Below are 24,192 nucleotides of genomic sequence, written 5' to 3'. Positions count from 1 at the left end.
CACCTCGAAGTGCGTACTTGTCCGGCCCGGCGGCTGCGACCAGCCTAATCGGCATGGAATCCCACTCCCCTTCCGTCGCTCCGCCCGCCTCCGACACTCCCGTTCGTACCCCGCTCGCCCTGCTCGGCCTGGGCGCGATGGGCAGCGCACTGGCCCGGAGCTGGCTGGCCGCCGGGCACCCGCTGACCGTGTGGAACCGCACCCCGGGTCGGGCCGAGCCGTTGGCCGCCGCCGGCGCCGCGGTCGCCGACACCGCCGCCGAGGCGGTGGCCTCGGCCGAGCTGGTGGTGGTCTGCCTGCTCGACCACGCGTCGGTCGGCGCGACGCTGGCCGGGGTGGACCCGATCGGCAAGGACCTGGTCGACCTCACCACCGGCACCCCTGCCGACGCCCGGGCAGGCGCCGCGTGGGCGGCCGAGCACGGGGCCCGCTTCCTGGCCGGCGGCGTGCTCGCCGTGCCGCCGATGATCGGGGTGCCGGGCGCCGGCGGCCGGGTCCTCTACAGCGGCTCGGGCGAATTGTTCGCGGCGCGTCGCGACACCCTGGCGGTGCCGGCGGCCACCCGCTACGTGGGCGCGGACCCCGGCTTCGCCGCGCTCCAGGACGTGGCTCTGCTCAGTGCGATGACCTCGATGTTCGCCGGGATCTCGCACGCCTTCGCGCTGATTCGGAAGGAGGACGTCGACCCTCGGGAGTTCGCGTCGCTGCTCACCGAATGGCTCACCGCGATGGCGCCGGCCGCGCATCGGGCGGCGGCCCAGTTGCACAGCGGCGACTACTCCTCGGGGGTGACCTCGACACTGGCCATGCAGGTCGCGGGTGCACCCACCCTGTTGCGCACAGCGGCGGAGCAGGGGGTCAGCGCCGAATTGTTGCTCCCCTACCTCGCCCTGATGGAGCGTCGGCTCGCCGACGGGCACGGCGACGAGGGCAACACCGGACTGATCGATCTGCTCACCGCCCGAAAGGGGTGAACAAGCCCGCCCCACCGGGTGGAACCGGGCCTTCGACGATGAACACCCGGTTGGTCTCCATGGTCGGTCGTCCGTGTTCCGCCCGTGTCGAGGTCTGGACCAATATTCGATTTGGTATAGACCATTGACACCTTGTCGATGGCACTCCTAGCGTGGCCGACGCACGCCACGGGGGCGGACTTCGATCGGGCGACGGCAGGTCGCACGACGCGCCGCCGTGCCGGGAATCGACCTCGCGTCGGCGCCCGGGAACGGGATGACGGCAGGACCGCTCGGTCGCTGCGTCGCGTCCTTCGGGCGATGCCGGCGAGGGGGTCGACATGGACGACGAACGAACGCTTTCCCGGCCCCGGGCCGGGGCCGGATTCGCCCCGACGGACGGCGTCGGGCGGATCGGGTCGAGCCCCGCCGCCCCAGGGGCCGGCCCCGCCTCGGGCGCCGACGCCGCTTCGAGCCACGTCCCGGGCTCCGAGGAGCGCTTCGGGGTGCTGTCCTTCGGGCAGGAACGGCTCTGGTTCCTCGACCGGTTCGAGCCCGGCGACGCCGCCTACAACATCCCGTGGTTGTTGCGCCTGCACGGCCCGCTCCGGGTGGACGCGCTGCGCGCCGCGTTCGACGGCGTCGTCGCCCGGCACGACGCGCTGCGCACCCGCTTCCCGGACGACGGGGGCCGCCCGACCGCCGTGCTGCAACCACCCGGGCCGGTCCCGATCGAGACCCTGGACCTGAGCGGGCGGGACCCGGCGGCCCTGGCCCGGGTGTTGGACGAACGGGTCAACGCCGGCTTCGACCTCGCGCTCGCCGCGCCGCTGCGGGTGAGCCTGATCCGGCTCGCCGCCGACGAGCACGTGTTGTGCGTGGTGCTGCACCACATCCTGGCCGACGGCTGGTCGCTGAACCTGCTCCGGCGCGAGCTCGAACTGCGCTACTGCGCACACCGCGACGGCGTCGACCCGGTGTTCGCACCGCTGCCGAGCTACTCCGCTTACGCCGCACGCCAACGCGAACCCGACCCGGACACCGACCGGGCGATCGACTACTGGCGCCGGCAACTCGCCGACCTGCCCGCGCTCGAACTCCCGCTGGACCGTCCGCGCACCGCCGACACCGGCTCGGCCGCCGCCTTCCACACCCGCCGGCTCGCCGGCATCGGACCACTGCTGGACGCCGTCGCCCGGGCCCGACGCTGCACGCCGTTCATGATCCTGCTCGCCGGCTACCAGGCCGTGCTGCATCGGCACGGCGGACAGCGGGACTTCGCGATCGGCGCACCGATCGCCGGCCGCGCCGAGGTCGAGCACGAGCAGGTGATCGGCTACTTCTCCAACACCCTGGTGTTGCGCGCCGACCTGCGCGGCACCCCGACCTTCGCCGAACTCCTGCGGCGCACCCGCCGAACCGCGCTCGGCGCCTACGGACACGACCGCATCCCGTTCGAGCAACTGCTCGCCGAACTGCGGGTGGACCGCGATCCGGCCGCTCCCGCACCGCTGTTCCAAACCCTGCTGACCGTGCACACCCAGGACGAGGACACCGGGCCCGAGCATCGGTTCGCCGACCTGGTCGCGGTCGAGGAGGACGGCGGGCATCGGGCCGGCAAGTTCGATCTCTCGCTGGACATCCGACGCGCCGGCGACGACCTGATCGCCGTGTTCGGCCACCGCACCGCGCTGTTCGACGAGGCCGGCGTCGCGGGCCTCGCCGAGCGCCTGGAGATCCTGCTGCGCGCCGCTCTGGCCGACCCGGACACCCCCGTACATCTGCTGCCGCTGCTGAGCGCCGCCGATCGCACCCGGTTGCACGCGGCCACGTTCGGGACCGCCCCGGGCGGCTCCGCCGAACCGGCCGAGAGCGTGCCCACCGCGATCGCCCGGGTGCCCGGCGACCGGATCGCGCTGCGCGCTGCCGACGCCACCCTCACCTACCCCGAACTGGGCCGGCGCACGGACGCGTCGGCCGCCCGGCTGCGGGCCGCCGGGGTGCGCCCCGGCGACCTCGTCGGCGTCCTGTGCCCGCGCGGCCCGAACGCGATCGTGGCGATGCTCGCCGCGTGGCGGGTGGGCGCGGCGTATCTGCCACTGGACCCCGAATACCCGGCCGCCCGGATCACGTTCATGATCACCGACAGCGGCACCCGAGTCGTGGTCACCGACCACACCTTCCCGGACGGGCTGCCGGAGCACGTGACCGTCGTGCCCGTGGACGTCGCCGACACCGCCCACCCTCCCCCGCCGGCCGACCCCGTCGACCCCGGACCGCAACACCCCGCCTACCTGATCTACACCTCCGGGTCCACCGGCACGCCCAAGGGCGTCCTGGTCCCGCACGGCGCGCTGGCCGCCCGGGTGCGCTGGATGCGCGCCGGCTACGGGATCCACGCCGAGGACCGGGTCCTGCAGAGCGCGTCGCTGAGCTTCGACACCCACGCCGAGGAGGTGTACCCGTGCCTGGCCGCGGGCGCCACGCTGGTGTTGCCCGCCCCCGACGCCACGCTGCCCGACGTGCTCGCCGAAGGCGGCGCGGACGACGTGAGCGTGCTCGACCTGCCCACGCCCTACTGGCACGAACTGGTCGAGACCGGCGCCGACACCATCGCTTGGCCGCCCGCGCTGCGCCTGCTGATCCTGGGCGCGGACCAGGTCCGCCCCGGCGCGGTGGCCGCGTGGCGGGCCCGCTTCGGCGACCGGGTCCGGGTGGTCAACTCGTACGGGCCGACCGAGACCACGATCATCGCGACCACGGCGGACCTGGGCGCGGCCGACGCGCTCGCCCGCCCGCCGATCGGCACGCCGATCGCGGACACGCACACCGTCGTCGCCGACCCGCACGGCAATCCGGTGCCCCCGGGGGTGGCCGGCGAACTGCTGATCGGCGGCGCGGGTGTGGCCCTGGGCTATCTCGGCCGCCCCGGCGCCACCGCCGCCGCCTTCCGGCCCGACCCGGACGGGCCGCCGGGCGCCCGCCGCTACCACACCGGCGACCGGGTACGGCTGCGCCCCGATGGACGCCTGGAGTTCCTCGGGCGGTTGGACGCCCAGGTCAAGGTGCGCGGCCACCGAGTCGAGCCGGGCGAGGTGGAGGCCGCCCTGCTGGCCCGCCCCGGCGTGCTCCAGGCCGCGGTGATCGCCCGCGACGAGGCACTCGTGGGCTATGTGGTCACCGACGCCGACCTCACTGTCCCGCAGTTGCGCACCGACCTCGCCGGCCGGCTGCCCGCGCACCTGGTCCCCGACGCGCTGGTGCGCCTGGACCGGCTGCCGCTGACCCCCAACGGCAAACTCGACCACCGCGCGTTGCCCGCACCGGACCGGCGCGCCGAACAGACCCACGGCTACCTCGCGCCGCGCACCGCCGCCGAGGAGCTGATCGCCGAGATCTGGATCGACGTGCTCGGCTTGGACAAGGCGGGCGTCCTCGACGACTTCTTCGAACTCGGCGGCCACTCGCTGCTCGCCACCCGGGTGGTCGCCCGCATCGCCGCCACCGCCGACCTGAACGTGCCGCTGCGCACACTGTTCACCCACCGCACCCTCGCCGGGTTCGCCGCCGCCGTCGAAGACCTCCTGGTCGCCGACCTGGAGGCCCTGGACGACGACACCGCCGAGCAGCAGCTCTCCCGGGAGAGGAACCGTCCGCAGCCATGAGCACGGAATCCCCAGCACGCGCGACGACCCTCTCCGCAACCAAGCGCGAACTCCTGGACCGCCGGCTGCGCCGACGCGCCGACGCCGGTCCGGTCATCCCCCGCCGCCCCGAAGGCACCGTGCCGCCGCTCTCCCATGCCCAGGAACGCCTGTGGTTCATGGAGCAGTTCGCCCCCGGGACGGCCGCCTACACCATCCCGATCGCGCGTCGCCTGCGCGGTGCGCTCGACGTCGAGGCACTCACCCGGGCGCTGAGCGACCTGGTCGCCCGGCACGAGACGCTGCGCTCGCGCTACCTGGTCGACGAGGACGGCCGGCCGCACCTGGACATCGCCGAGCCCGCGCCGGTCCCACTCGCCCGCGCCCGGGCCGCCGACCCGGAGCGGGTGTCGGACCTGATCACGGCCGCCATCGCGACGCCGTTCGACCTGGCCGAGGGCCCGCTGTTCCGGGCCCTGCTGATCGAGGCGGCCGCGACCGACCACGTCCTGCTGCTGACCGTGCATCACAGCGTCAGCGACGGCTGGTCCAGCGAGATCATGGTCCGCGAGGTGCTCACCCGCTACGCCGCGCACACCGCGGGCAGCGCCACACCGGTCGTCGAACCGGCGGTCTCCTACGGCGACTTCGCGATCTGGCAGCGAGAGCGGCTGACCGGCGACCCGCTCGCCCGCGAGATCGCCTACTGGCGCACCGAGCTGGCCGGCGTCGAGCCGCTCGAACTGCCCACGCGCGGACCCAGACCGGCCCGGCAGACCTTCGACGGCGCCGGCTACGCGTTCGAGGTCGATCGCGAACTCCTGGACCGGCTGGCGTCGTTGGCCCGCGAGCGCGGCGCGACGTTGTACATGGTGCTGCTCGCCGCCTTCCAACTGGTGCTGGCCCGACACAGCGGGCAGCGCGCGTTCGCGATCGGCTCCCCCGTCGCCGGTCGGCCGCATCCCGAGGTCGAGGACCTGGTCGGGATGTTCGTCAACGTGCTCGCGCTGCGGGCGCGCACCGACGGCGACCCGACCTTCGCCGAACTGCTCGACCGCACCCGGGAGAGCTGCCTGGAGGCGTACGCACACCAGGAGTTGCCGTTCGCACAATTGGTCACCGAACTGAACGTGCCCCGTGACGTGACCCGTTCGCCGGTGTTCCAGGCGGTGCTGGCGGTACAGAACTACGCCACCGCGAACGCCGACGGCGACCGTGCCGCACTGTCCGCGGAGGTGTTCGGCATCCGGGCCGGCGGCACCCGGTTCGACCTGGAACTGTTCCTGATGGAGTGGCCGGACGGGCTGCGCGGCGCGTTCAACTACAACACCGACCTGTTCGACGAGGCGACCATCGCGCGCCTGGGCCGACACCTGGGCCGCTTGCTGGCGGTGCTCGCGGACCGACCCGACGTCCCGGTGTCCACGCTCGACGGCCTGGATCCGGACGAGCGCGAGCTGATGTTGACCCGGTGGAACGACACCGCCGCGTCGGTGCCGACCGAGGCCACCCTGACGAGCCTGATCGCCGAGCAGATCGACCGCACCCCCGACGCGATCGCGGTCACCCTCGACGAGCGCACCCTGACGTATCGCGAACTCGACGCCGCCGCCGACCGGGTGGCGCAGCGCCTGCGAGCCGAGGGGGTGCGCGCCGGCGATCTGGTCGCGGTCGGCGCCGAGCGCTCCCCGGAGTTGGTCGCGGCGCTGCTCGGGGTGCTTCGGGCAGGCGCCGGATACACCCCGCTGGATCCGCAATACCCGGCCGAGCGGCTCGCGTTCATGCTCGCCGACTCGGGCGCGCGGGTGTTGCTGACGCAGCGTGGCCCGGCGATGCCGAACGAGCGCGCGGCCCGGGTGTTGTACCTGGACGACCTCGCCGACTGGCCCGACCCGGCTCCCGGCGCGCTGTCGGGCGCCGGGCCCGCGCCCGACGACGTCGCCTACCTGATCTACACCTCCGGCTCCACCGGCCGGCCCAAGGGGGTGCCGAACACCCATCGCGGCATCGTCAACCGGATCGCCTGGATGCAGGACACCTACCGACTGAGCGGCACCGACGCGGTGTTGCAGAAGACCCCGGCGAGCTTCGACGTCTCGGTGTGGGAGTTCTTCTGGCCGCTGAGCACCGGTGCCCGGCTGGTGCTGGCCCGGCCCGGCGGGCACAAGGACGCCGGCTACCTGCGCGACGTGATCGCCGAACAGGGCGTCACACTCGCCCACTTCGTGCCCGCGATGTTGACGATGTTCCTGGCCGAGGAGGGCGTCGAACTCTGCACGACGCTGCGCCGGGTGGTGTGCAGCGGCGAGGAACTCGCGCCGGACACCGCGCGGGCGTTTCGCGAGCGGCTGCCGCACTGCGCGCTGGCGAACCTGTACGGGCCCACCGAGGCGGCCGTGGACGTCACCGCGTGGGAGTGCGCGGGCCCGCTCGCGGCGGTGCCGATCGGCGCACCGATCCACAACACCCGGGTGTACGTGCTCGACGACGCCATGCGGCCCGCGCCACTGGGCACGCCCGGCGAGTTGTACCTGGGCGGTGTCCAGGTCGCCCTGGGCTATCACCGCCGCCCCGGGCTGACCGGCGAGCGGTTCGTACCGGACCCGTTCGGCCCGCCCGGCGCCCGGCTCTATCGCACCGGCGACCTGGCCCGGTGGCGCCCGGACGGCACGCTCGCCTTCCTCGGCCGGCTCGACGGACAGGTCAAGCTGCGCGGCCTGCGGATCGAACTCGGCGAGATCGAGGCCGTGTTGCGGGGGCGCGACGAGATCGAGGAAGCCGCGGTCGTGGTGCGCGAGGACACGCCCGGGGACAAGCGCATCACCGCGTACGTGGTCCCGGTCGAGGATCCGGCGAGGCTCGGGGCCGACGGGGCCGACGCGTTCGACGCGGACGACGTGCGGGCCGCGCTGAAGCGCACGCTGCCCGACTACATGGTGCCCGCCGCGTTCGTCGCGCTGCCCGCGCTGCCGTTGACCCCCAACGGCAAACTGGACCGCAAGACCCTGCCCGCGCCCGCCGCGCGCCGCTCCAAGGGCGCCGCCGACGCGCCGCCGACGACCCCCGCCGAGCTGCTGTTCGCCCGCATCTGGTGCGACGTGCTCGGATTGCCCGAGGTCGGCGTCGACGACGACTTCTTCGACCTGGGCGGCCATTCGCTGCTCGCCACCCAGGTGGTCGCCCGCGCCCGCCGGCAACTCCCGGAGATCGGCGGGCAGGCGGTCAGCGTGATGGACGTGTTCACGCACAAGACGATCCGCGAGATCGCCGCGCTGGCCGGCCTGTCCGAGGCCGAACGCGGCCCGGCCCGGCTGCTGTACCGCCTCGCCGGGCCGGTCCCGGCGGCACGGCGCACGTTGTCGCTGGTCTGCGTGCCCTACGGGGGCGGCAGCGCGGTGGTCTATCAGCCGCTCGCCGACGCGCTGCCGGACACCCACGACCTGTGGTCGGTGGCGATCCCCGGCCACGACGTGGGCGTCACCCAGGAGCGGCTGCCCTTCGACGAACTCGCCCGGCGGATCGTGGCCGAGATCCAGGAGCGGGTCCAGGGGCCGATCGCGCTGTACGGGCACTGCGGGGTCGGCAGCGCGCTGATCGTCGCGGTGGCCCGGCAACTGGAGGAAGCCGGGCGCGAGTTGGCCGCCGTCTACATCGGCGCCCAGTTCCCCTTCGCCCGTCCGAAGAACCGGGTGCTCGGCACGCTGAGCCGGATCGCCGCCCTCGAACCGCTGCTCGGCGACCGGGTCTACGCGAACTGGCTGACCTCGATGGGCGCCGACATGGCGGACCTGGACGGCGAGCAGATGAAGTTCATCATCGGGAACATGCGCCGCGACTCGGTCGCCGCCGAAGAGTACTTCACCGAGGCGCTGTCCGACCGACGGCCCCGGTTGCGCGCGCCGATCGTGTCGGTGATGGGCGACCGCGACCCGGCCGCCGACTTCTACCAGGAGCGCTTTCGGGAGTGGCGCACCATCGCCGACCGGGTCGGCCTGGTGATGCTCGACGAGGCCGGCCACTTCTTCCTCAAACACCGCGCCGACGACCTGGCCGAGGTGATCACCCGGGTACACCCCGCGCTGGTCGCCCAGGACACCGACGCCCTGCCCACCCGCGAGGCGGACGGCCCGTGGTGGTTCCACGGAGCCGCCGGGCCACCGCCGGATCCGGGCCCGCCCGAGCGCACCGACACCCGCGAACCACAACCCGGGATGGGCCGGTTCCTGCTGGTCGCGTTCAGCCAGCTCGTGTCGATCACCGGCTCGGCGCTGACCGAGTTCGCCCTGCCGATCTGGATCTACCTGGAGACCGGCTCGATGGGCCGGTTCGCCTTGTACGCGGTGATCGGGATGCTTCCCGGCATCCTGATCGGCCCGCTGGCCGGCGCCATCGTGGACCGGATGGATCGGCGCAAGGTGATGCTGGCCGGCGACATCGCCGCCGGCGGCACCCAGGGGGTGTTGTTGCTGCTGCTGGCCTCCGGCAACCTGCACCCGTGGCACATCTACGTGTTGCTCGGCTCGTTGTCGATGGCGCTCACCTTCCAACGCCTGGCCTACGCCTCGGCGGTACCGCAACTGGTGCCCAAGCAATACCTCGGCCACGCCAACGGCATCGTGCAAATGGCGGGCGGGGTGGCCCAGTTCGTGGTTCCCCTGATCGCGGTGGGACTGATGGCCGGAATCGGGCTGCGCGGCATCCTGATCCTGGACGTGGTCAGCTACGCGATCGCGATCACCATCATCGCGTGTGTGCGGTTCCCGCGCACGCTGCCCTGGCGCAGGCGCGAATCGTTGACCTCGGAGATCAAGCACGGTTTCACCTACTCCTGGCGACACCGGGGCTTTCGGGCGATGTTGTTGTGGTTCGCGGTGTTGAACCTGTTCCTGTCACCGCTGTTCCTGCTGACCACGCCGCTGGTGTTGTCCTTCGACTCACTGGGCGGCGCCGCCCGGGTCTCGATGGCGGCCGGCGCCGGGGTGATCATCGGCGGCATCGCGATGGGCTTCTGGGGCGGCCCGCGTCGGCAACGGCTGCGGGGCATGTTGTGGTTGGCGGCCGGCCTGGCCGGCGCGTCCGCGTTCACCGGGCTGCATGCGAGCCTGTGGGTGGTGGGCATCGGCGCCTTCGGGATGTCCTGCGCGTTGTCCCTGGTCAACGGCGTCTACACGACCATCGTCCAGGTCAAGGTGCCACAACGTTTCCACGGCCGGGTGTTCGCGCTGAACACGCTGGTCGCGTGGTCCACGCTGCCGATCGGACACGGCATCATCGCGCCGTTGGGTGCACGGTTGTTCGAACCGTTGATGGCCGACGACGGACCGCTCGCGGGCTCCGTGGGCACCGTGATCGGACACGGCGAAGGCCGCGGAATCGGTTTGTTGTACCTGGTGTTCGGCGCCGCGATGGTGGTACTCGTGCTGATCGGCCTGCGGCTTCCGGTACTGGCCCGCTTCGACCGGGACGTGCCGGACGCACCGCCCGACGACGAGGTCGGCATCCAGGAGCGCGAACGCCGGCTCCGGGCCCGGGCCGACCGGGTCGAGCCGGCCCTCACGGAGGTGTCGAGATGAGCACCGGCACCCGCCCCTCGGCCCGCCCCCGCCCGGTCTCGGCCGACCGCCGAGGGCCGGAGAGCCTGTCCGCGCTGCTCACGCACCGCGCCGAACTGGAGCCGGAGCGGCCGGCGATCCTCAGCGGCCGGGAGAAGTTGACCTTCGGCTCGTGGCACGAACGCGCCGACGCGGTCGCCGCCGGGTTGAGCACGCGCGGCGTCGGCGCCGGCGACCGGGTCGCGCTGCTGTACGGCAACGGCGACTGGATCGACTACGCGACCGCCTACCTGGGCGTGCACCGGGCCGGCGCGGTCGCGGTGCCGATGTCGGATCGGCTCGCGCCCGCCGAGGTGCGCCGGCTGCTCGGGCACAGCGGCGCCGCAGCCGTCCTGCATCGCGCCGAGCTGACCCCGCCGGACGCCGGCACCGGTGCCTGGGCCGCGCCGGTGGAGGACATCGAGACCTACCCCGGCAGCGAACTCCCGCCGCCCGCGGCGGGCGACCTCGCCCAGATCCTGTACACCTCCGGCACCACCGGCACCCCCAAGGGCGTGGCCGCCACCCACGCCAACCTCGCGCACGGCTGCACGTTGGACGCGCGCCGGCGCCCGCTGGGGCACTCGGCGCACTTCCTGCACGCCTTCCCGGTCGGCACCAACGCCGGGCAGACCATGCTGATCAACGCGCTGGACGCCAAGGCGACCGCGATCGCCGCCCCGCGCTTCACCCCCGGCCACTTCGCTCGACTGATCGAACGGCACGCGGTGGGCAGCGTGTTCGTGGTCCCGGCGATGGCGATCGAACTGCTCGGCACGGAACAGGTGCGGCGCTGCGACCTCTCCGGGGTGCGGCTGCTCGGCTCCACCGCCGCCGCCCTGCCGCAGAGCGTCGCGCTGGGCCTGTCCCGACTGTTCCCGCAGGCCCAGATCGTCAACTACTACACCTCCACCGAGGCCGCGCCCGCACAGACCACGATGCTGTTCGACCCCGAACACCCCGACTCCCCCGGGCGGCCGGCGTCGCTGCGCGACCTGCGGGTGACCGACGACGCGGGCCGGGTGTTGCCGGTCGGCGAGACCGGCGAGGTGTGGCTGCGCTCGCCGACCATGCCCAGGTCCTACTACGGCGAGGAACCCGATACCGCGGTGTTCTCCGGGCGTTGGGTGCGGATGGGCGACCTGGGTCGGCTGGACGCGGACGGCTTCCTGTACCTGGTCGACCGGGAGCGGGACGTGATCAAGTCCGGTGCGTACAAGGTCTCCACGCTCCAGGTCGAGAACGCCCTGCACGAACACCCGGCGGTCGTCGACGCGGCCGCCTTCGGGGTGCCGCATCCCGTGCTCGGGATGACCGTCGCCGCGGCGGTGGTACCGACGGGCAATCTCACCGCGACCGAGCTGCGGGTGTTCCTGATGGAGCGTCTCGCCGCACACGAACTGCCCGGGCACGTGTTGTTCCGGGAATCCCTGCCGCGCAACGAGGGCGGCAAGATCCTCAAGCGTGAGCTGCGCCGGCTCCTGGACGACGAGGTCCGACCATGACTGTCACCAACGATCAGATCCCCCCGACGACCGAGGGCGAGGGCGGCCGGTACACCGGGCCGGTCGCCGCCGAATCGCCCGTCGCGCCTTTGTCCGCAGCCCAGTTGGGCCTCTGGGTGACCGAGCGCACGCTGCCCGCCGAGTCCGCCTACCACCTGTCGGTGCTGCTGCGCTTCGACGGCCCGCTGGACGTGGCCGCACTGGCGGCGGCGTGTGCGAGCACCGTCGCGCGCCATCCGGTGCTCGCGACGGCGGTCGGCGAGGCCGACGGCGTGCCCGCCCTGGTGCCGGTCGGGCCCGCGCCGATGCGGCGGACCGCCGCCGACCCCGCCGACATCGACGCCCGGATACGGGCCGAACTCGCCCGCCCGTTCGACCTGTCCGTCGGGCCGCTCGCGCGCTTCACGCTGTTCACCCTGGGGCCGGACCGACACACCCTGTTGGTGACGGCCCATCACCTGGTCTTCGACGGCACGTCCAAGGAGATCGTGGTGGCCGGCCTGGCCCGGGGCTACCGGGCGGCCCGGGACGGCACGAACGCCACCGGTGCGGCCCCGGAGGCGCGTTGGGCGGCGGAGGCGATCCACGCGGCCGGGACCACGTCCGGGCCGCCGCCGGTGGACGCCACCAGCGTGTGGGCCAGGCACCGCGAGGAACCGGGCCGGGCCGTGTTGCCCGGCCTGTCGCCGGGCACCCGGGCCGGCAGCGAACCGGCGCCGGGGAACGCGATCCCGTTCACCCTGGGGCCCGAGACGGTGGCCGCGCTCGACGAGGCGGCGCTGCGCCTGGGCGTGACCCACTTCGAACTGCTGCTCGCGGGCTGGCACGCGTTGCTGTTCCGGTACGGCAACGCCCGGGTGCGCACCGCCCTGGAGTTGTCCACCCGCACCCCGGCCGACATCCGCCACGTGGGCCTGTTCGTCAACGAGTTGCCGGTGTCCTCCAGGCCGCGCGCGGAACAGGAGTTCGGCGCGTTCGCCCGCGAACTGCGCGCCGAACTGCGGGCCGTCTACGCGTTCCGTGACGTGCCCTACAGCCACACCGTGCGCGGCCTCGGTCCCAGGACCGCGCTGACCGACCTGACCGTGAGCTACCGGCGGCGCACCCGCGCGATCGAACCGGTGTTCCCCGGCGTCGAGGTGCGGGTCGAGTGGATCGTGCTGCCGCCGACCGCCCGCAACACCGCGCATCTGCAACTGGTCGAGGGCCGGGACCGGATCGACGGCGCGCTGCACGTGCCCACCGACGCCTTCGCCCCCGGCGTCGCCGCGCGCATCCCGGGCCACTTCGCCACGCTGCTGACCACCGCCCTGGCCGACCCGGAGCTGCCCATCGGCGATCTGCCGCTGCTGCCCGAGGCCGAACTGGTCCGGGTGCTGCACGCGGACAACGCCACCGACACGCCCTACCCGGCCCGGGACACCGTGGTCGACCTGTTCGCCACGCGCGCCTGTGCCGCCCCCGACACGGTCGCCGTGGTGTGCGCCGGCCGGTTCCTGACCTACCGCCAGGTGGCCTCCGCGGCCTACGTGTTCGCCCGCCGGCTCGGCGCGGCCGGGATCGGCGCCGGCGACCTGGTCGGGATCGAACTGGGCCGCACCGGCGAACAGGTGGCCGCCGTGCTCGGCGTGCTCGCGGCCGGCGCCGCCTACCTGCCGTTGGACCCGGGCTATCCGGCCGAGCGGCTCGCCTTCATCCGCGCGGACGCCCGGATCGCGGCGCTTGTCACCGAGCGCGGCGAACGCCCCGCCGACACCGCCGCCGAGGTCCTGGTGCTGACCGGGCCCGACCTGTACGGTCCCGACCTGTTCGGGCCCGATCCCGCCCCGGTGGAGCCCCCGGCCCGGCCCGAACCGGGGGACCCCGCCTACGTCATCTACACCTCCGGCTCCACCGGCCGACCCAAGGGCGTCGAGATCCCGCACCACGCCCTGGCCAACCTGCTGGCGAGCATGCGCGATCGGCTCGGCGCCACCGCGGGCGACCGCTGGCTCGGCCTGACCTCGCTGTCCTTCGACATCTCCACCGTCGAACTGCTGCTGCCGCTGGTCACCGGCGCGCGGGTGGTGCTGGTGCCCGACGACCGGCACCGGGACGGCCCCGCCCAACTGGGCGTCCTGGAGCGCCATGCGATCTCGCACGTGCAGGCCACGCCCAGCGGCTGGCGGGTGCTGCTCGCGGCCGGGCTGCACCGCCCCGGACTGACCGCGATCACCGGCGGCGAGGCGCTGCCCGGTGCACTGGCCGACGAACTGCGTCGCGCGGTCGGCCGGTTGGTCAACGTGTACGGCCCCACCGAGACCACGGTGTGGTCCACCTACGCCGAGGTACGCGGCGACGCGCCGCCCGGGATCGGTCGGCCGCTGGCCAACACCCGCGCGTACGTGCTCGACGGCCGGCTGCACCCGGTGCCCGAGGGCCTGCCGGGCGAGTTGTTCCTGGGCGGCGACGGCGTGGCGCACGGCTATCCGGGCCGCCCGGGGCTGACCGCCGAGCGGTTCGTGGCCGACCCCTTCGGGCCGCCCGGCGCCCGGCTCTACCGCACCGGCGACCTGGTCCGGCACGCGCCCGGCGGCGGCCTGGACTACGTCGGCCGGACCGACGCCCAGGTCAAGTTGCGCGGCCACCGCATCGAACCGGGCGAGATCGAGAGCCTGCTCGGCGCGCACCCGGGCATCGCCCAGGCCGCGGTCCGGCTGCTGGACCGGGACACCGAACACGCCCGCCTGGTCGGCTATCTGGTCCCCGAACCCGGGCAACCCCCGGTGGCACCGGACCGGTTGCGGGCGTATCTCGCCCATACGCTGCCGGCCGCGATGGTGCCGCACACCTTCCTCGTCCTGGACGCGTTCCCGCTCACCCCGAACGGCAAGCTGGACCGCGCCCGATTGCCCGAACCGGCCCCGGCCCGCCCCGAACCGATCGACCCCACCGACCCCACCGGGGCCCCGGGCGCGCCCGCCGACGAGGTCACCGAGACCGTCCGGGCGATCTGGGCCGAGGTGTTGCGGCTGGACGATGTCGGTCCGGACGAGGACCTGTTCGACCTGGGCGGCCATTCCCTGACCATCACGCAGATCGCCGCGCGCATCCGCAAGCGGCTCGGCGTCGAGGTCCCGCTCGACGTCTTCTTCGACAGCCCGACCGTCACCGGCGTCACGGACGCCATCCGCGAACTCCAGGAGCAGCAACGATGAGCACCGAGACGGACAGCACCGTGGAGCAGTACCGCGTGGTCGTCAACGACGAGGAACAACACTCGTTGTGGCCGCTGCGCACCGATCCCCCCGCCGGGTGGGTACCCACCGGCTTCGTCGGCACCCGTGAGGAGTGCTCGGCGCACATCGACCGTGTCTGGCCGGACATCCGTCCGCTGAGCCTGCGTCGGCGCCTGGCCGGGGACGCGGCATGAGCGCCGAGCAACTGCGCGAGCGGGTGGCCACGCTGATCGCCGAGGTCAGTGACGGCGAGGTCAGCGCTCGTGAAGTGCTGGCGAACGAGGGCTCGTTGACGGCCGCCGGGGTCAGCTCGTTGACGTTTCTGCGGCTGATCGACGCGCTGGAGGGCGAGTTCGACGTGTTCTTCGACCTGGACGCGGATCTCGACTTCGTCGAGGACCTGGACACGCTGGTCGAGCGGCTGACCCGGCAGGGCGTGGCGGTGGGCGATGGCTGAGCGCGGCGCGGCGAGAACCCCGGTCGCGGCCGATGCTCCGACCGAGGTCCCGCACGAGGTCCGAGCGCCGTTCGCGGTGGCCGTGGACGGCCCGGTGGAGGCGCCGCTGACCTGGGGGCAGCGGGCGATCTGGCAGGCCATTCGACGCACCGCGCCCAGCGACCACTACTTCAACATGACCCGGGTGTTGCCGATCGCCGATCGCGGCGGGCCGGTGGACGTGGCGCAGGCCGGTGCCGCGCTCGGCCGGCTGATGGAGCGGCACGACGCGTTGCGCACCCGGCTGGTGAGTGCCGACGGCGAGCCCCGGCAGGTGCGCCACCCGGCGGGCAGTCTGCCGGTGCAGGTGTTCGAGGCGGCCCTGATCGAGGACGCGGACACGGTCGCCGCGGCGGTGGCGGAGCGGCTCGGCGCGACCCGCTTCGACTACTTCGGCGCGTGGCCGATCCGGGCCGGGCTGATCGTGCACGGCGGCCGGGTGCGCTATGTGGCGCTCGCGCTGTGCCACGTGGCCACCGACGGGCACGGCGTCGAGGTGCTGGTGCGCGACCTGCGATTGTTGATCCGGCGCGGTTCGGCGGGTGGGCCGACCTCGGCCGGGCCGCTGGATCTGGCCCACGAGCAGTCCTCGGCGACCGGACTGCGCCGGGGCGAATCGGCGCTGGCGCATTGGGAGACGCACTACCGGCGGATCGCGCCGACGGTGTTCGCCGACGTGGTCGCCGAGCCCGCCGCGCCGCGGTTTCGCACCGTGCGGCTGGTGTCCGCGGCGCTGGCCCGGGCCACCGACGCGGTGGCGCTGCGGCACCGGATCAGCCCGTCCGCCGTACTGCTGGCCGGCGCGGCCGTGTTGGCCGCGCGGGCCGGTGGTCGCGACACCGCGGTGATGTTGCCGATCGTGGCCAATCGATTCCGGGCGGAGAGCCGCGATCTGGTGACCACGCTGTCCCAGGAGGGCCTGTTCGTCCTGGACCTGGACCCGGCCGCGCATTTCACCGACCTGCTGCCCGCCGCGTGGCAGGCGTCGCTGCGCGCCTATCGCAGCGCGGGCTACGACCCGGATCGGTGGAACGCGTTGATGCAGCGGATCGCGGCCGAACGCGGCACGCCGATCCGGCCGTTCTGTTGTTTCAACGACATGCGCCTGGTGGACCGGCCGGCCACGACCGGCCCGGCACCGACCACCGCCGAACTGGATGCGGCGCGCACCCACAGTCGGGTCGAACCGGCGGGCGGGCACGAGTTCATCGCCTGCCGGTACTGCATGCACGTGGTCTCCGAGGGCGACGCGCTGGTGGTCAGCGTCACCGGTGACACCGCGTATCTGCCGGTACACGCGTTGGAGGCGCATCTGGTGGCGTTGGAGGACCTGTTGGTGCGCGCGGCGGGCGGCCGGGAAGTGCCGATCGGCGCGTTGACCGGCTTCGCGGAGCGGGTGGCGGAGCCGGTCGCATGAGCGTTCTGGCGTATGCCGGCGCGACCTCGGTGGTCGCGGGCGGTCGGCTGCGCTTCCACCTCGCCCATACCGACGGCGGCCCGGTGCACGGCGAGGTCACGGTCCTGGACGCGATCACGGACCGGGTGCTCACGCGCGGGCGGATCGACGGTGGGATCTGGGAGTTGGTCGTCCCCGAGCACTGGCCCAGCTCGCTCTACCGGGCCGTGTTCGACGACGGCACCCCGCTCGCCGGGGTCGAACCGCTGGACCACGAGGTCTGGTTCGTGGTGCGGGCGGCGGATCCGGGCGGCACGGCGGGCATCCTGGTCTCGGTGCCGTTCGCCACGTGGCAGGCGTACAACCGCTCCGGTGTGCCGGGCCAGGGGCTGTACTACGCCGAACAGCCGGATCGCGCCGCCCGGGTCTCCTTCGACCGACCCGGCGGCGGCCCACCGCCGGAGCGCTGGGAGGAGGGACTGCTGCGCTGGTTCCGGGCCACCGGTCGGTCGGTCGAGTTCTGTTCCGGTCTGGATCTGCACGGCGGCGACGAACTGCTGCGGCATTACCGGCTGTTGGTGATCAACGGGCACGACGAGTACTGGTCCGGGGAACAACGCGACACGGTTGAGGGCTTCGTCCGGCGCGGTGGCAATCTGGCGATCTTCGCGGCCAACACCGCGTGGTGGCAGATGCGGCTGGAGGACGACGGGCGCACCATGGTGTGCCATCGGGACGCGGTGAGCGACCCGATGGCGGCGATCGATCCCGGGCGGGTCACCGTGGAGTGGTCCAGCGCACCGGTGTACCGCCCGGAGAACAGCATGACCGGACTGAGTTTCCGCCGCGGCGCGGGCGCGTGGGGCGAGGGCATGAAGGTGATCCGGGAGGAGGCGTACATCGCCCGCTTCACCGACCACTGGGTCTTCGCGGGCACCGGGCTCGCGGACGGCGACAAGTTCGCCCAGGGCGCGTTGGGCTACGAGACGGACGCGACCGAGTTGGAGTGGCGCGGCGGCGTGCCTCGCGCCACGGGCCGGGACGGCACGCCGCCGTCCTTCGTCGTGCTGGCCACCGCCGACCTGCGGCACTGGGCCCGCTACGGTCAGGGCGGGGACGCGGTGATGGGCACCTTCCGGCTGGGTGCGGGCACGGTGTTCAACGCGGGCACGATCAACTGGGGCAGTGCGCTGGCCGATCCGGTGGTGGACCGGGTCACCCGCAACGTGCTCGATCGGCTCGACGCGGACCGGCAGCCGCAGTGGGAGGAGATCGGGCCCTCCGGCGACATCCGGGCGCTGGCGGCCTGCGAGGACGTGCTGTTCGCGGTGGACACCGAGGGTGCGCTGGTGTGCCGCGAGGTGAGCGGGCAGAACCTGCCGTGGCGCACGATCGACACGGCCCGACCGGTGGTGGCACTGGCGGCGGCGCGCGAGGCGTTCGGCCCGTTGCCGCTGGTGTTGTACGCGGCCACGGCGGACGGCCGCCTGTTGCGGCGCCCGCCGCTGACCGGACCGGCGCCGTGGACCTGGGTGTCCCGGCTGCCGACCGGCACGATCGCGATCGCGCTGTGCGACGGCGGCCTGTTCGCGGTGTGCGCCGACGACCGGCTGCGGCACGTGTACGCGGCCGAGTTGCCCGCCGACCCGGACGCGACACCGCCGTGGCGCGAACTGGGCCCCGCCGGTGGTGCGATCGTGCTCACCGCGATGAACGGCAGGTTGTACGCGGCGGATCGGGCCGGCCGGTTGTCCACCCGGCTCCCGGTGACGGAGGCGGCGGAGTTCGCCCCGTTGGCCGGGGAGCCGGCGGAACCGGGCACGTGTCGGGCGTTGACCGGGCATGCCGGCAGCCTGATCGCCACCGCGCCGGGCTCGCGGATCCGGCGACGGTCGGCAATGCCCCGGTAGCAGGGACGGCGAATGCGGTGGCCGTCGCGCTACCCGCCCAGGTCCACCCAGTGGTTGTCGTGGCGCAGGAAGAACTGCGCGCGTTCCTTGTCGGTGAGGTGTTCCAACTCGGGAATGCCCTCGAAGTAGGTCTCGCGTGGCGCCCCGGGCGCGAACTGGAGCAACATCGAGGCCGGCTCGCCGGATTCGTTGCGGAACGCGTGCAGGCCGCCGACCGGCACATACAGGAAGTCACCGGCCTTGGCGTCGCGCCACGCGTCGCCGTCGAACAGCCGGATCGTGCCGGACAGCACGAAGAACGACTCGGAGATGGTCCGGTGGAAGTGCGTGCTCGGGCCGCTGGGTACCGCGTGCATGTCCACCCGGTACAGCCCGTACTCGCCGTCGGTGGAATCGGTCGTGGCCAGGTAGTGGTAGGTCGCCCCGGCCGTGGTCAGCTCGGGCGGATGCTCGGCGGGGCGGAAGCGGGCGCTGACCTCGCCGCCCTCGCCCCGGTAGCGGGCCTCGGGATAGATCGGATACGACATGTGGTGGCTCCTCGTGCGCCGATGGTCGCGCGGAGTGGGTGCCGCGCGAGGTGGTTTGCCGCCGTGGGTGGTGGGAACTTCGCAGGGATCCCTCCCGCACCGATGAGTTTCCGGCCGACCGGCGGTCGAAGCATGTGACGGCTCGGAAACCACGAAGGGCACTGCCATGAAGCTCGTCCTCACCACCTTCCTCACCATCGACGGTATCTACCAGGCGCCGGGTGGGCCGGAGGAGGACCCCAGCGGCGCGTTCGAGCACGGCGGTTGGTCGGTGCCCTACGGCGACGACGACTTCGGGCGGTTCATGACCGACGTCATCGGCCGGGCGGAAGCCTTCCTGCTCGGACGCCGCACCTACGAGATCTTCGCGTCGTACTGGCCGAAGATGACCGCCCCCGACGACCTGATCGCCGACCGGCTGAACAGACTGCCCAAGTACGTTCCCACCGCCACCCTGACGTCGGCCGACTGGGCGAACACCACGCTGCTCGGCGGCGATCTCGGCCGCGAGGTGGCCGCGCTCAAGCAGCGCGACGGCGGTGAACTGCAGATCCACGGCAGCGGAGCCCTGGCCGGCGCGCTGCTCCGGCTCGGGCTGATCGACACGATGCACCTGCTGACCTTCCCGGTCGTCGTGGGCACGGGCAAGCGCCTGTTCACCCCCGATCTACAGCCGACCGCGTTCACCCTCACCGGGTCGCGCACCACCGGGACCGGCGTGGTCATCGACTCCTACGAACGGGTCGGGGCGCCCACGTACGGGTCGTACGAGCGGCCCGAGTTCGAATAGCCCGCGTTTCCCGGGACGAAGGCCACCGCGCTCACCCCGCCGGTGGTGCCGCCGCCAGGAGTCGGTCCTCGCACCAGGCCACGGCCTCCTCGCGGCTGCGGAACGCGGCCCACGGTGCCGGCTCGGCGATCGGGTCGAGCAGCGGTTCCCGGGCCGCGATGGCGAGCTCGTGACCGGCGGTGGCCAGATCGGCCAGGGCGGCGCCGAGCATCGCGGCGGCACCGACCGCGATCCCGGTGACCCGGTCCACGTCCAACACGATCCAACCCGGTGCCGGCGGCACCGACTCGCGCAGCGCGTGCAGCAGGTGTTCCGTCTCGGTGAATTCCAACATGCCCTGGGCGCGGATGACCACGATGCGGTGCCCCTCGCGGTCCAGGACGGCCCGCTGGGCCGGGGTGCGGGCCCGGTAGGAGGGGTGGTCGAGCGAGGTGGTGACATCGGTGACGGTCGCGATGTGCCGGCCCGGTTGGTGCATCAGGTGCAGGGCGAAGCGTTCGGAGAGTTCGGTGAGCGCGATCACGCCGCGTACCGGGTTGCCCGCGCGGTCCAGTGGCGGGCTGTGCACGGCGATGCCGAAGCGCGCCGGGCTGCAGGCGATCAGGCCGCCGGACACCCCACTCTTGGCGGGCAGGCCCACCCGCAGCAACCATTCGCCGGCGGTGTCGTACATGCCGCATGTGGCCATCACCGCGAGTGCCCGCACCGCCACCGGTTCGGCGACCACCCGGTCGCCGGTGACCGGATTGACGCCGCCGTTGGCCAGTGTCGCCGCCATCACCGCCAGGTCGGCGACGTGCACCCGGATCGAGCACTGGCGGAAATAGGTGCGTACGGTCTCGTCCACGTCGCCGGACAACGACCCCGCGCCGCGCATCAGGTAGGCAAGGGCTCGGTTGCGGTCGCCGGTGTCGGCCTCGGAGCGGTACACCTCCTCGTCGACGTCCAGGGAGCGGCCCGCGAACGCGGACAGGCACGCGCGGATGCGCTCGAAACGATCCCGGGCGTCCGCGGCCGGGACCAGTGAGGTGGTCACGATGGCGCCGGCGTTGACCATCGGGTTCGCCGGGCGGCCGGTGCCCGGTTCGAGGCTGATCGCGTTGAACGCCTCGCCGCTGGGCTCCGCGCCGACCCGGCGGCTCACCTCGGCCGGGCCCAGCTCGGACAGCGCGAGCGCGTACACGAACGGCTTCGACACGGACTGGATGCTGAACGGGTCGTCGGTATCACCGGCGCGGTAGCAGTGGCCGGACATGCTGACCAGCGCCAACCCGAAGGTGCGCGGGTCGGCCGAGGCCAACTGCGGGATGTAGTCCGCGACTTCGCCGTCGGTGACGGCGCCGAGCCGGTCGTGGATCTCGACCAGGGAGGCGGTCACCGGGTCCATGACGCCGCCCCACCCCGGCGCCGAGGGACTTCCCGTCGTCGCTGCACCATCGCACTCCCATCCACCGCCCACCGGCTCCGCAACGGACAGTGACCGCCAACCCCGGAACGTAAACGCCGCCGGCTCGGTCGCCGGGCCGGACGGCGGTGCGGGTCGGGTCGTGTCGGGTCAGCGCGCCGGGAGCGCCGTGGTGGTGGTCGCGACGGCGCGGGCGGGCGTCGGCGCGGAGGCCGGGCCGGGGGCGGCAGCCGGGTGGGGAGCCGGGTCGGCAACCGAGCCGGGGCCGGGACTCGAAGTGGGAGCCGCCGCCGCGTAGAGGACTTCGCGGAGGCCGGGGAGGGATTCCCGGTCCGGGCGCCAGACCAGACGCAGGGTCAGATCGGGGGCGTCCAGGGCGAGCCGGATCAAGCTCCCGGCGGCAAGCTGGTCGGCCACCGCGAAGAACGGCAACAGGGCCACTCCCAGGCCCTGTTCGGTCCAGGCCCGGATGACCGCCACACCGCCGACCCGGACCTGTTCCACCTCCGCGCCCAGGAGTCGATCACCGGCCAGGCGGAACGAGCAGGCCGCCGCGTTGACCAGCAGCCGGTGCCCGCGCAGATCCTCGCCGGCGATCCGGGCCCGGCCCCCGAGCGGATGGCCCGGCGCCGCGACCAGGGCCAGTGGGACCGGCTCCAGGTCGACGAACGCCAGGGCGGCCGGCGGCGGTTCGAAGCCCAGCTCGCCGAGCCAGGTGCCGGTGTCCAGGACCAGCGCCGCATCCAGGCGGCCGGCGGCCACCTCGCCCAGCAGCTCGTCGCGCGTTCGGTCCGAAGCCACCCGGACCCGCAGGTCGGGCCGACGCGCGGCGAGCCGGGCCAGCACCGGCGGCACGTGCGTCGCGGCGATGCTCTCCAACGCGCCCAGCCGCAACAGCGGCGCGGCCTCCGCGACCTCGCGGCGCGCCTGTTCGGCCTGGTCGAGCAGACGATGGGCCCAGTCGCGCATGCGCTCCCCGGCCGGCGTCAGCGTCATGCCCCGGGGGCCTCGGTCGAACAACGCGACGCCGACCGACTTCTCCAGCACCCGGATCTGTTCCGACACCGACGAGGGCGCGATGCCGAGCACGTTGGCGGCGGCGGTGACGGTCCCGGTGCGGGTGACCGTCTCGAACGTGCGGAGTTGCCGAAATTCCATGGTCCGGCAACCCCGGGCGGGCATTCGGATATTCCGAACGGGGCATGCGGCCCAGCCGGTCGAGTCGAATCGGGCGCGCCCACACAGTGGTTGCCCTCGACCCCATTCCGATCGCCGACACCTCGGGCGTGTTCTCGGTCGTGGTCACCCCTTCCATTCCTGGAGAACCTCGATGTCCGTCGTCGATTCACCCCTGTCCACCCGGCCCACGCCGACGGCGCGTTCGCGTACGGTCGCCCTCCTCGGCATCGCGCTCGGCTATTTCATGGTGTTGCTCGACCTGACCGTGTTGTCGGTCGCCGAGCCGGATCTGGCCCGGTCGCTGGGCAGTTCGGTGGCCGGTCTGCAATGGGTGGTGTCCGGGTACACCGTCGTGTTCGGCGCGCTGCTGTTGACGGCGGGCGCGGTGGCCGACCGGTTCGGTGCGCATCGGGCGTTCCGGGTGGGCATCGTCGTGTTCGGCCTCGGCTCGCTGCTCAGCGCGTGGGCGCCGGACCTGTGGACCCTGGTCGCCCTGCGCGGATTGCTCGGTGTGGCCGCCGCCGCGTGCGTACCCGCGTCGATGGCGATGGTCACCACGCTGTATCCGGTGCCGGCCGAGCGCGCCAGGGCGGTCGCGGTGTGGGCCGCACTCAGCGGCGCCGCGCTCGCGGTGGGACCGATCGCCGGCGGCGTGTTGGTCGACGCCTTCGGCTGGCGGGCCATCTTCCTGATCAACGTACCGCTCGCCGCGCTCACCCTCGCGCTGACCGCCGGGCGAACGGCGCGCTGCCCGAAGGGTGTCCGGCCGATCGACTGGACCTCCCAACTCGTCGCGTGCGTGGCCCTCGGACTGGCCACCGACGCACTGATCGCGGCGGGCTCCGGCGCCACGACCCACGCGATCGCCTCGGGCGCGGGCGCGGTGGCGGCGGGACTGTTGTTCGCCGGGTCCGAGCGGCGCAGCCCCGACCCGGTGCCGGCCCGGGCGATCCTGCGCTCGCGGAACACGGTGTCCGCGTTGCTCGCGGGGGCGGCGGTCAACTTCACCATGACCGGGCTGCTGTTCGTCCTGCCGCTGCTGTTTCGGCAGAACCTGCACATGTCGCCGCTGGAGACCGGCGTCGCGTTCTTGCCGATGACCCTGCCGTTCGCGGTCAACCCGCTGCTCACCGGCCGGATCGTGGCCGCCTCGGGAGCGCGTGGGCCGATGTTGGCCGGGTTGGGCCTGCTGACCGCGGGCAGCGTCGTGTTCACCGCGGCGGTACTGACCGGGTCGGCCTACCCGGTCCTGGCCATCGGCCTGCTGTGCACCGGCTTCGGCGTCTCCTTCGCGCTCCCCGCGCTGGTCACCACGGTGATCACCACGGCCCCCGAGGGCACGGCGGGCGCCGCCGGCGGCCTCCTCAACGCGGTCCGCCAGATCGGCGCGACGGTCGGCGTCGCCGCGATGGGCGCCTTCGTCAGCGTCGACGGCGCGGCCGACCCGCACGACCTGGCCTGGGCGCTGCTGTTGCCGGGCGTACTGTGTGCGGCCATGACGCTCGCGGTGGGTCGGCGGCGCTGACCCGGTTCCTGCCCCTGCCCTCGAATCCCGGGCCCGCCCCGCCGTTCGACGCG

At 73.3% G+C, this 24,192-nt stretch carries 14 protein-coding genes; 11 read left to right on the top strand and 3 right to left on the bottom strand.

Going from position 1 to position 24,192, the window contains the following annotated elements:
- Window positions 1–53 precede the first annotated feature (53 nt).
- The 9 genes from ABZ374_RS15450 (at window position 54) to ABZ374_RS15410 (ending at window position 18,713) form a co-directional block, all read left to right on the top strand.
- Window positions 54–974: an NAD(P)-binding domain-containing protein gene (locus tag ABZ374_RS15450; RefSeq protein ID WP_360311019.1), complete on the top strand. Its 921-nt coding sequence runs from the start codon at window positions 54–56 to the stop codon at window positions 972–974.
- 320 nt (window positions 975–1,294) lie between these two features.
- Window positions 1,295–4,618, top strand: coding sequence for an amino acid adenylation domain-containing protein (locus tag ABZ374_RS15445; protein WP_360311017.1), 3,324 nt, complete (start codon window positions 1,295–1,297; stop codon window positions 4,616–4,618).
- The gene (locus ABZ374_RS15440) at window positions 4,615–10,170 is read left to right on the top strand and encodes an amino acid adenylation domain-containing protein (protein ID WP_360311015.1); all 5,556 of its coding nucleotides are present in this window, start codon (window positions 4,615–4,617) and stop codon (window positions 10,168–10,170) included. Before ABZ374_RS15445 ends, ABZ374_RS15440 begins: the two co-directional genes overlap by 4 nt.
- Window positions 10,167–11,693: a class I adenylate-forming enzyme family protein gene (locus ABZ374_RS15435; protein ID WP_360311013.1), complete on the top strand. Its 1,527-nt coding sequence runs from the start codon at window positions 10,167–10,169 to the stop codon at window positions 11,691–11,693. Before ABZ374_RS15440 ends, ABZ374_RS15435 begins: the two co-directional genes overlap by 4 nt.
- Window positions 11,690–14,890 (top strand): amino acid adenylation domain-containing protein, encoded by a 3,201-nt coding sequence (locus ABZ374_RS15430; protein WP_360311011.1) that lies wholly within the window; start codon window positions 11,690–11,692, stop codon window positions 14,888–14,890. Before ABZ374_RS15435 ends, ABZ374_RS15430 begins: the two co-directional genes overlap by 4 nt.
- Entirely contained in the window at window positions 14,887–15,105 is a 219-nt protein-coding gene (locus tag ABZ374_RS15425; protein WP_360311009.1) for an MbtH family NRPS accessory protein, read from the top strand. Before ABZ374_RS15430 ends, ABZ374_RS15425 begins: the two co-directional genes overlap by 4 nt.
- The gene (locus ABZ374_RS15420) at window positions 15,102–15,368 is read left to right on the top strand and encodes an acyl carrier protein (RefSeq protein ID WP_360311007.1); all 267 of its coding nucleotides are present in this window, start codon (window positions 15,102–15,104) and stop codon (window positions 15,366–15,368) included. Before ABZ374_RS15425 ends, ABZ374_RS15420 begins: the two co-directional genes overlap by 4 nt.
- Window positions 15,361–16,824: a condensation domain-containing protein gene (locus tag ABZ374_RS15415; RefSeq protein WP_360311005.1), complete on the top strand. Its 1,464-nt coding sequence runs from the start codon at window positions 15,361–15,363 to the stop codon at window positions 16,822–16,824. The genes ABZ374_RS15420 and ABZ374_RS15415 overlap by 8 nt, the downstream gene beginning before the upstream one ends.
- On the top strand, window positions 16,821–18,713 hold the full coding sequence (locus ABZ374_RS15410) for a N,N-dimethylformamidase beta subunit family domain-containing protein (RefSeq protein WP_360311003.1): 1,893 nt from the start codon (window positions 16,821–16,823) through the stop codon (window positions 18,711–18,713). Before ABZ374_RS15415 ends, ABZ374_RS15410 begins: the two co-directional genes overlap by 4 nt.
- 29 nt (window positions 18,714–18,742) lie before the next feature.
- On the opposite strand, the gene ABZ374_RS15405 is transcribed toward ABZ374_RS15410, so the two are convergent.
- Window positions 18,743–19,240 (bottom strand): cupin domain-containing protein, encoded by a 498-nt coding sequence (locus ABZ374_RS15405; RefSeq protein WP_360311001.1) that lies wholly within the window; start codon window positions 19,238–19,240, stop codon window positions 18,743–18,745.
- A gap of 166 nt (window positions 19,241–19,406) precedes the next feature.
- On the opposite strand from ABZ374_RS15405, the gene ABZ374_RS15400 reads away from it, so the two are divergent.
- Window positions 19,407–20,030 carry a dihydrofolate reductase family protein gene (locus ABZ374_RS15400; protein ID WP_360310999.1) on the top strand — a complete coding sequence of 208 codons (624 nt, stop codon included), beginning with the start codon at window positions 19,407–19,409 and terminating at the stop codon, window positions 20,028–20,030.
- A 31-nt stretch (window positions 20,031–20,061) separates the two neighbouring features.
- Here ABZ374_RS15400 and glsA read toward each other — a convergent pair whose 3' ends face one another.
- Both glsA and ABZ374_RS15390 read right to left on the bottom strand, forming a co-directional pair.
- Window positions 20,062–21,417, bottom strand: a complete 1,356-nt coding sequence (gene glsA / locus ABZ374_RS15395; RefSeq protein ID WP_360310997.1) for a glutaminase A — start codon at window positions 21,415–21,417, stop codon at window positions 20,062–20,064.
- Window positions 21,418–21,585: 168 nt separating this feature from the next.
- The gene (locus ABZ374_RS15390) at window positions 21,586–22,593 is read right to left on the bottom strand and encodes a LysR family transcriptional regulator (RefSeq protein WP_360310995.1); all 1,008 of its coding nucleotides are present in this window, start codon (window positions 22,591–22,593) and stop codon (window positions 21,586–21,588) included.
- Between the two features lie 172 nt (window positions 22,594–22,765).
- Between ABZ374_RS15390 and ABZ374_RS15385 the strand changes: the two genes are divergently transcribed.
- A complete protein-coding gene (locus ABZ374_RS15385; RefSeq protein ID WP_360310993.1) occupies window positions 22,766–24,139 on the top strand; it encodes an MFS transporter in 1,374 nt (457 codons plus the stop codon).
- Window positions 24,140–24,192: the final 53 nt, after the last annotated feature.

The organism is Embleya sp. NPDC005971, from assembly GCF_040629175.1.
Classification (GTDB): Bacteria; Actinomycetota; Actinomycetes; order Streptomycetales; family Streptomycetaceae; genus Embleya.
The sequence above is the reverse complement of the archived record's forward strand: the minus strand, read 5'-3'. Positions and strand labels throughout refer to the sequence as shown.

Coding starts and splice junctions, on each gene's coding strand:
- ABZ374_RS15450 (WP_360311019.1), top strand. CDS start 54: ATGGAATCCCACTCCCCTTCCGTCGCTCCGCCCGCCTCCGACACTCCC.
- ABZ374_RS15445 (WP_360311017.1), top strand. CDS start 1,295: ATGGACGACGAACGAACGCTTTCCCGGCCCCGGGCCGGGGCCGGATTC.
- ABZ374_RS15440 (WP_360311015.1), top strand. CDS start 4,615: ATGAGCACGGAATCCCCAGCACGCGCGACGACCCTCTCCGCAACCAAG.
- ABZ374_RS15435 (WP_360311013.1), top strand. CDS start 10,167: ATGAGCACCGGCACCCGCCCCTCGGCCCGCCCCCGCCCGGTCTCGGCC.
- ABZ374_RS15430 (WP_360311011.1), top strand. CDS start 11,690: ATGACTGTCACCAACGATCAGATCCCCCCGACGACCGAGGGCGAGGGC.
- ABZ374_RS15425 (WP_360311009.1), top strand. CDS start 14,887: ATGAGCACCGAGACGGACAGCACCGTGGAGCAGTACCGCGTGGTCGTC.
- ABZ374_RS15420 (WP_360311007.1), top strand. CDS start 15,102: ATGAGCGCCGAGCAACTGCGCGAGCGGGTGGCCACGCTGATCGCCGAG.
- ABZ374_RS15415 (WP_360311005.1), top strand. CDS start 15,361: ATGGCTGAGCGCGGCGCGGCGAGAACCCCGGTCGCGGCCGATGCTCCG.
- ABZ374_RS15410 (WP_360311003.1), top strand. CDS start 16,821: ATGAGCGTTCTGGCGTATGCCGGCGCGACCTCGGTGGTCGCGGGCGGT.
- ABZ374_RS15405 (WP_360311001.1), bottom strand. CDS start 19,240: ATGTCGTATCCGATCTATCCCGAGGCCCGCTACCGGGGCGAGGGCGGC.
- ABZ374_RS15400 (WP_360310999.1), top strand. CDS start 19,407: ATGAAGCTCGTCCTCACCACCTTCCTCACCATCGACGGTATCTACCAG.
- glsA (WP_360310997.1), bottom strand. CDS start 21,417: ATGGACCCGGTGACCGCCTCCCTGGTCGAGATCCACGACCGGCTCGGC.
- ABZ374_RS15390 (WP_360310995.1), bottom strand. CDS start 22,593: ATGGAATTTCGGCAACTCCGCACGTTCGAGACGGTCACCCGCACCGGG.
- ABZ374_RS15385 (WP_360310993.1), top strand. CDS start 22,766: ATGTCCGTCGTCGATTCACCCCTGTCCACCCGGCCCACGCCGACGGCG.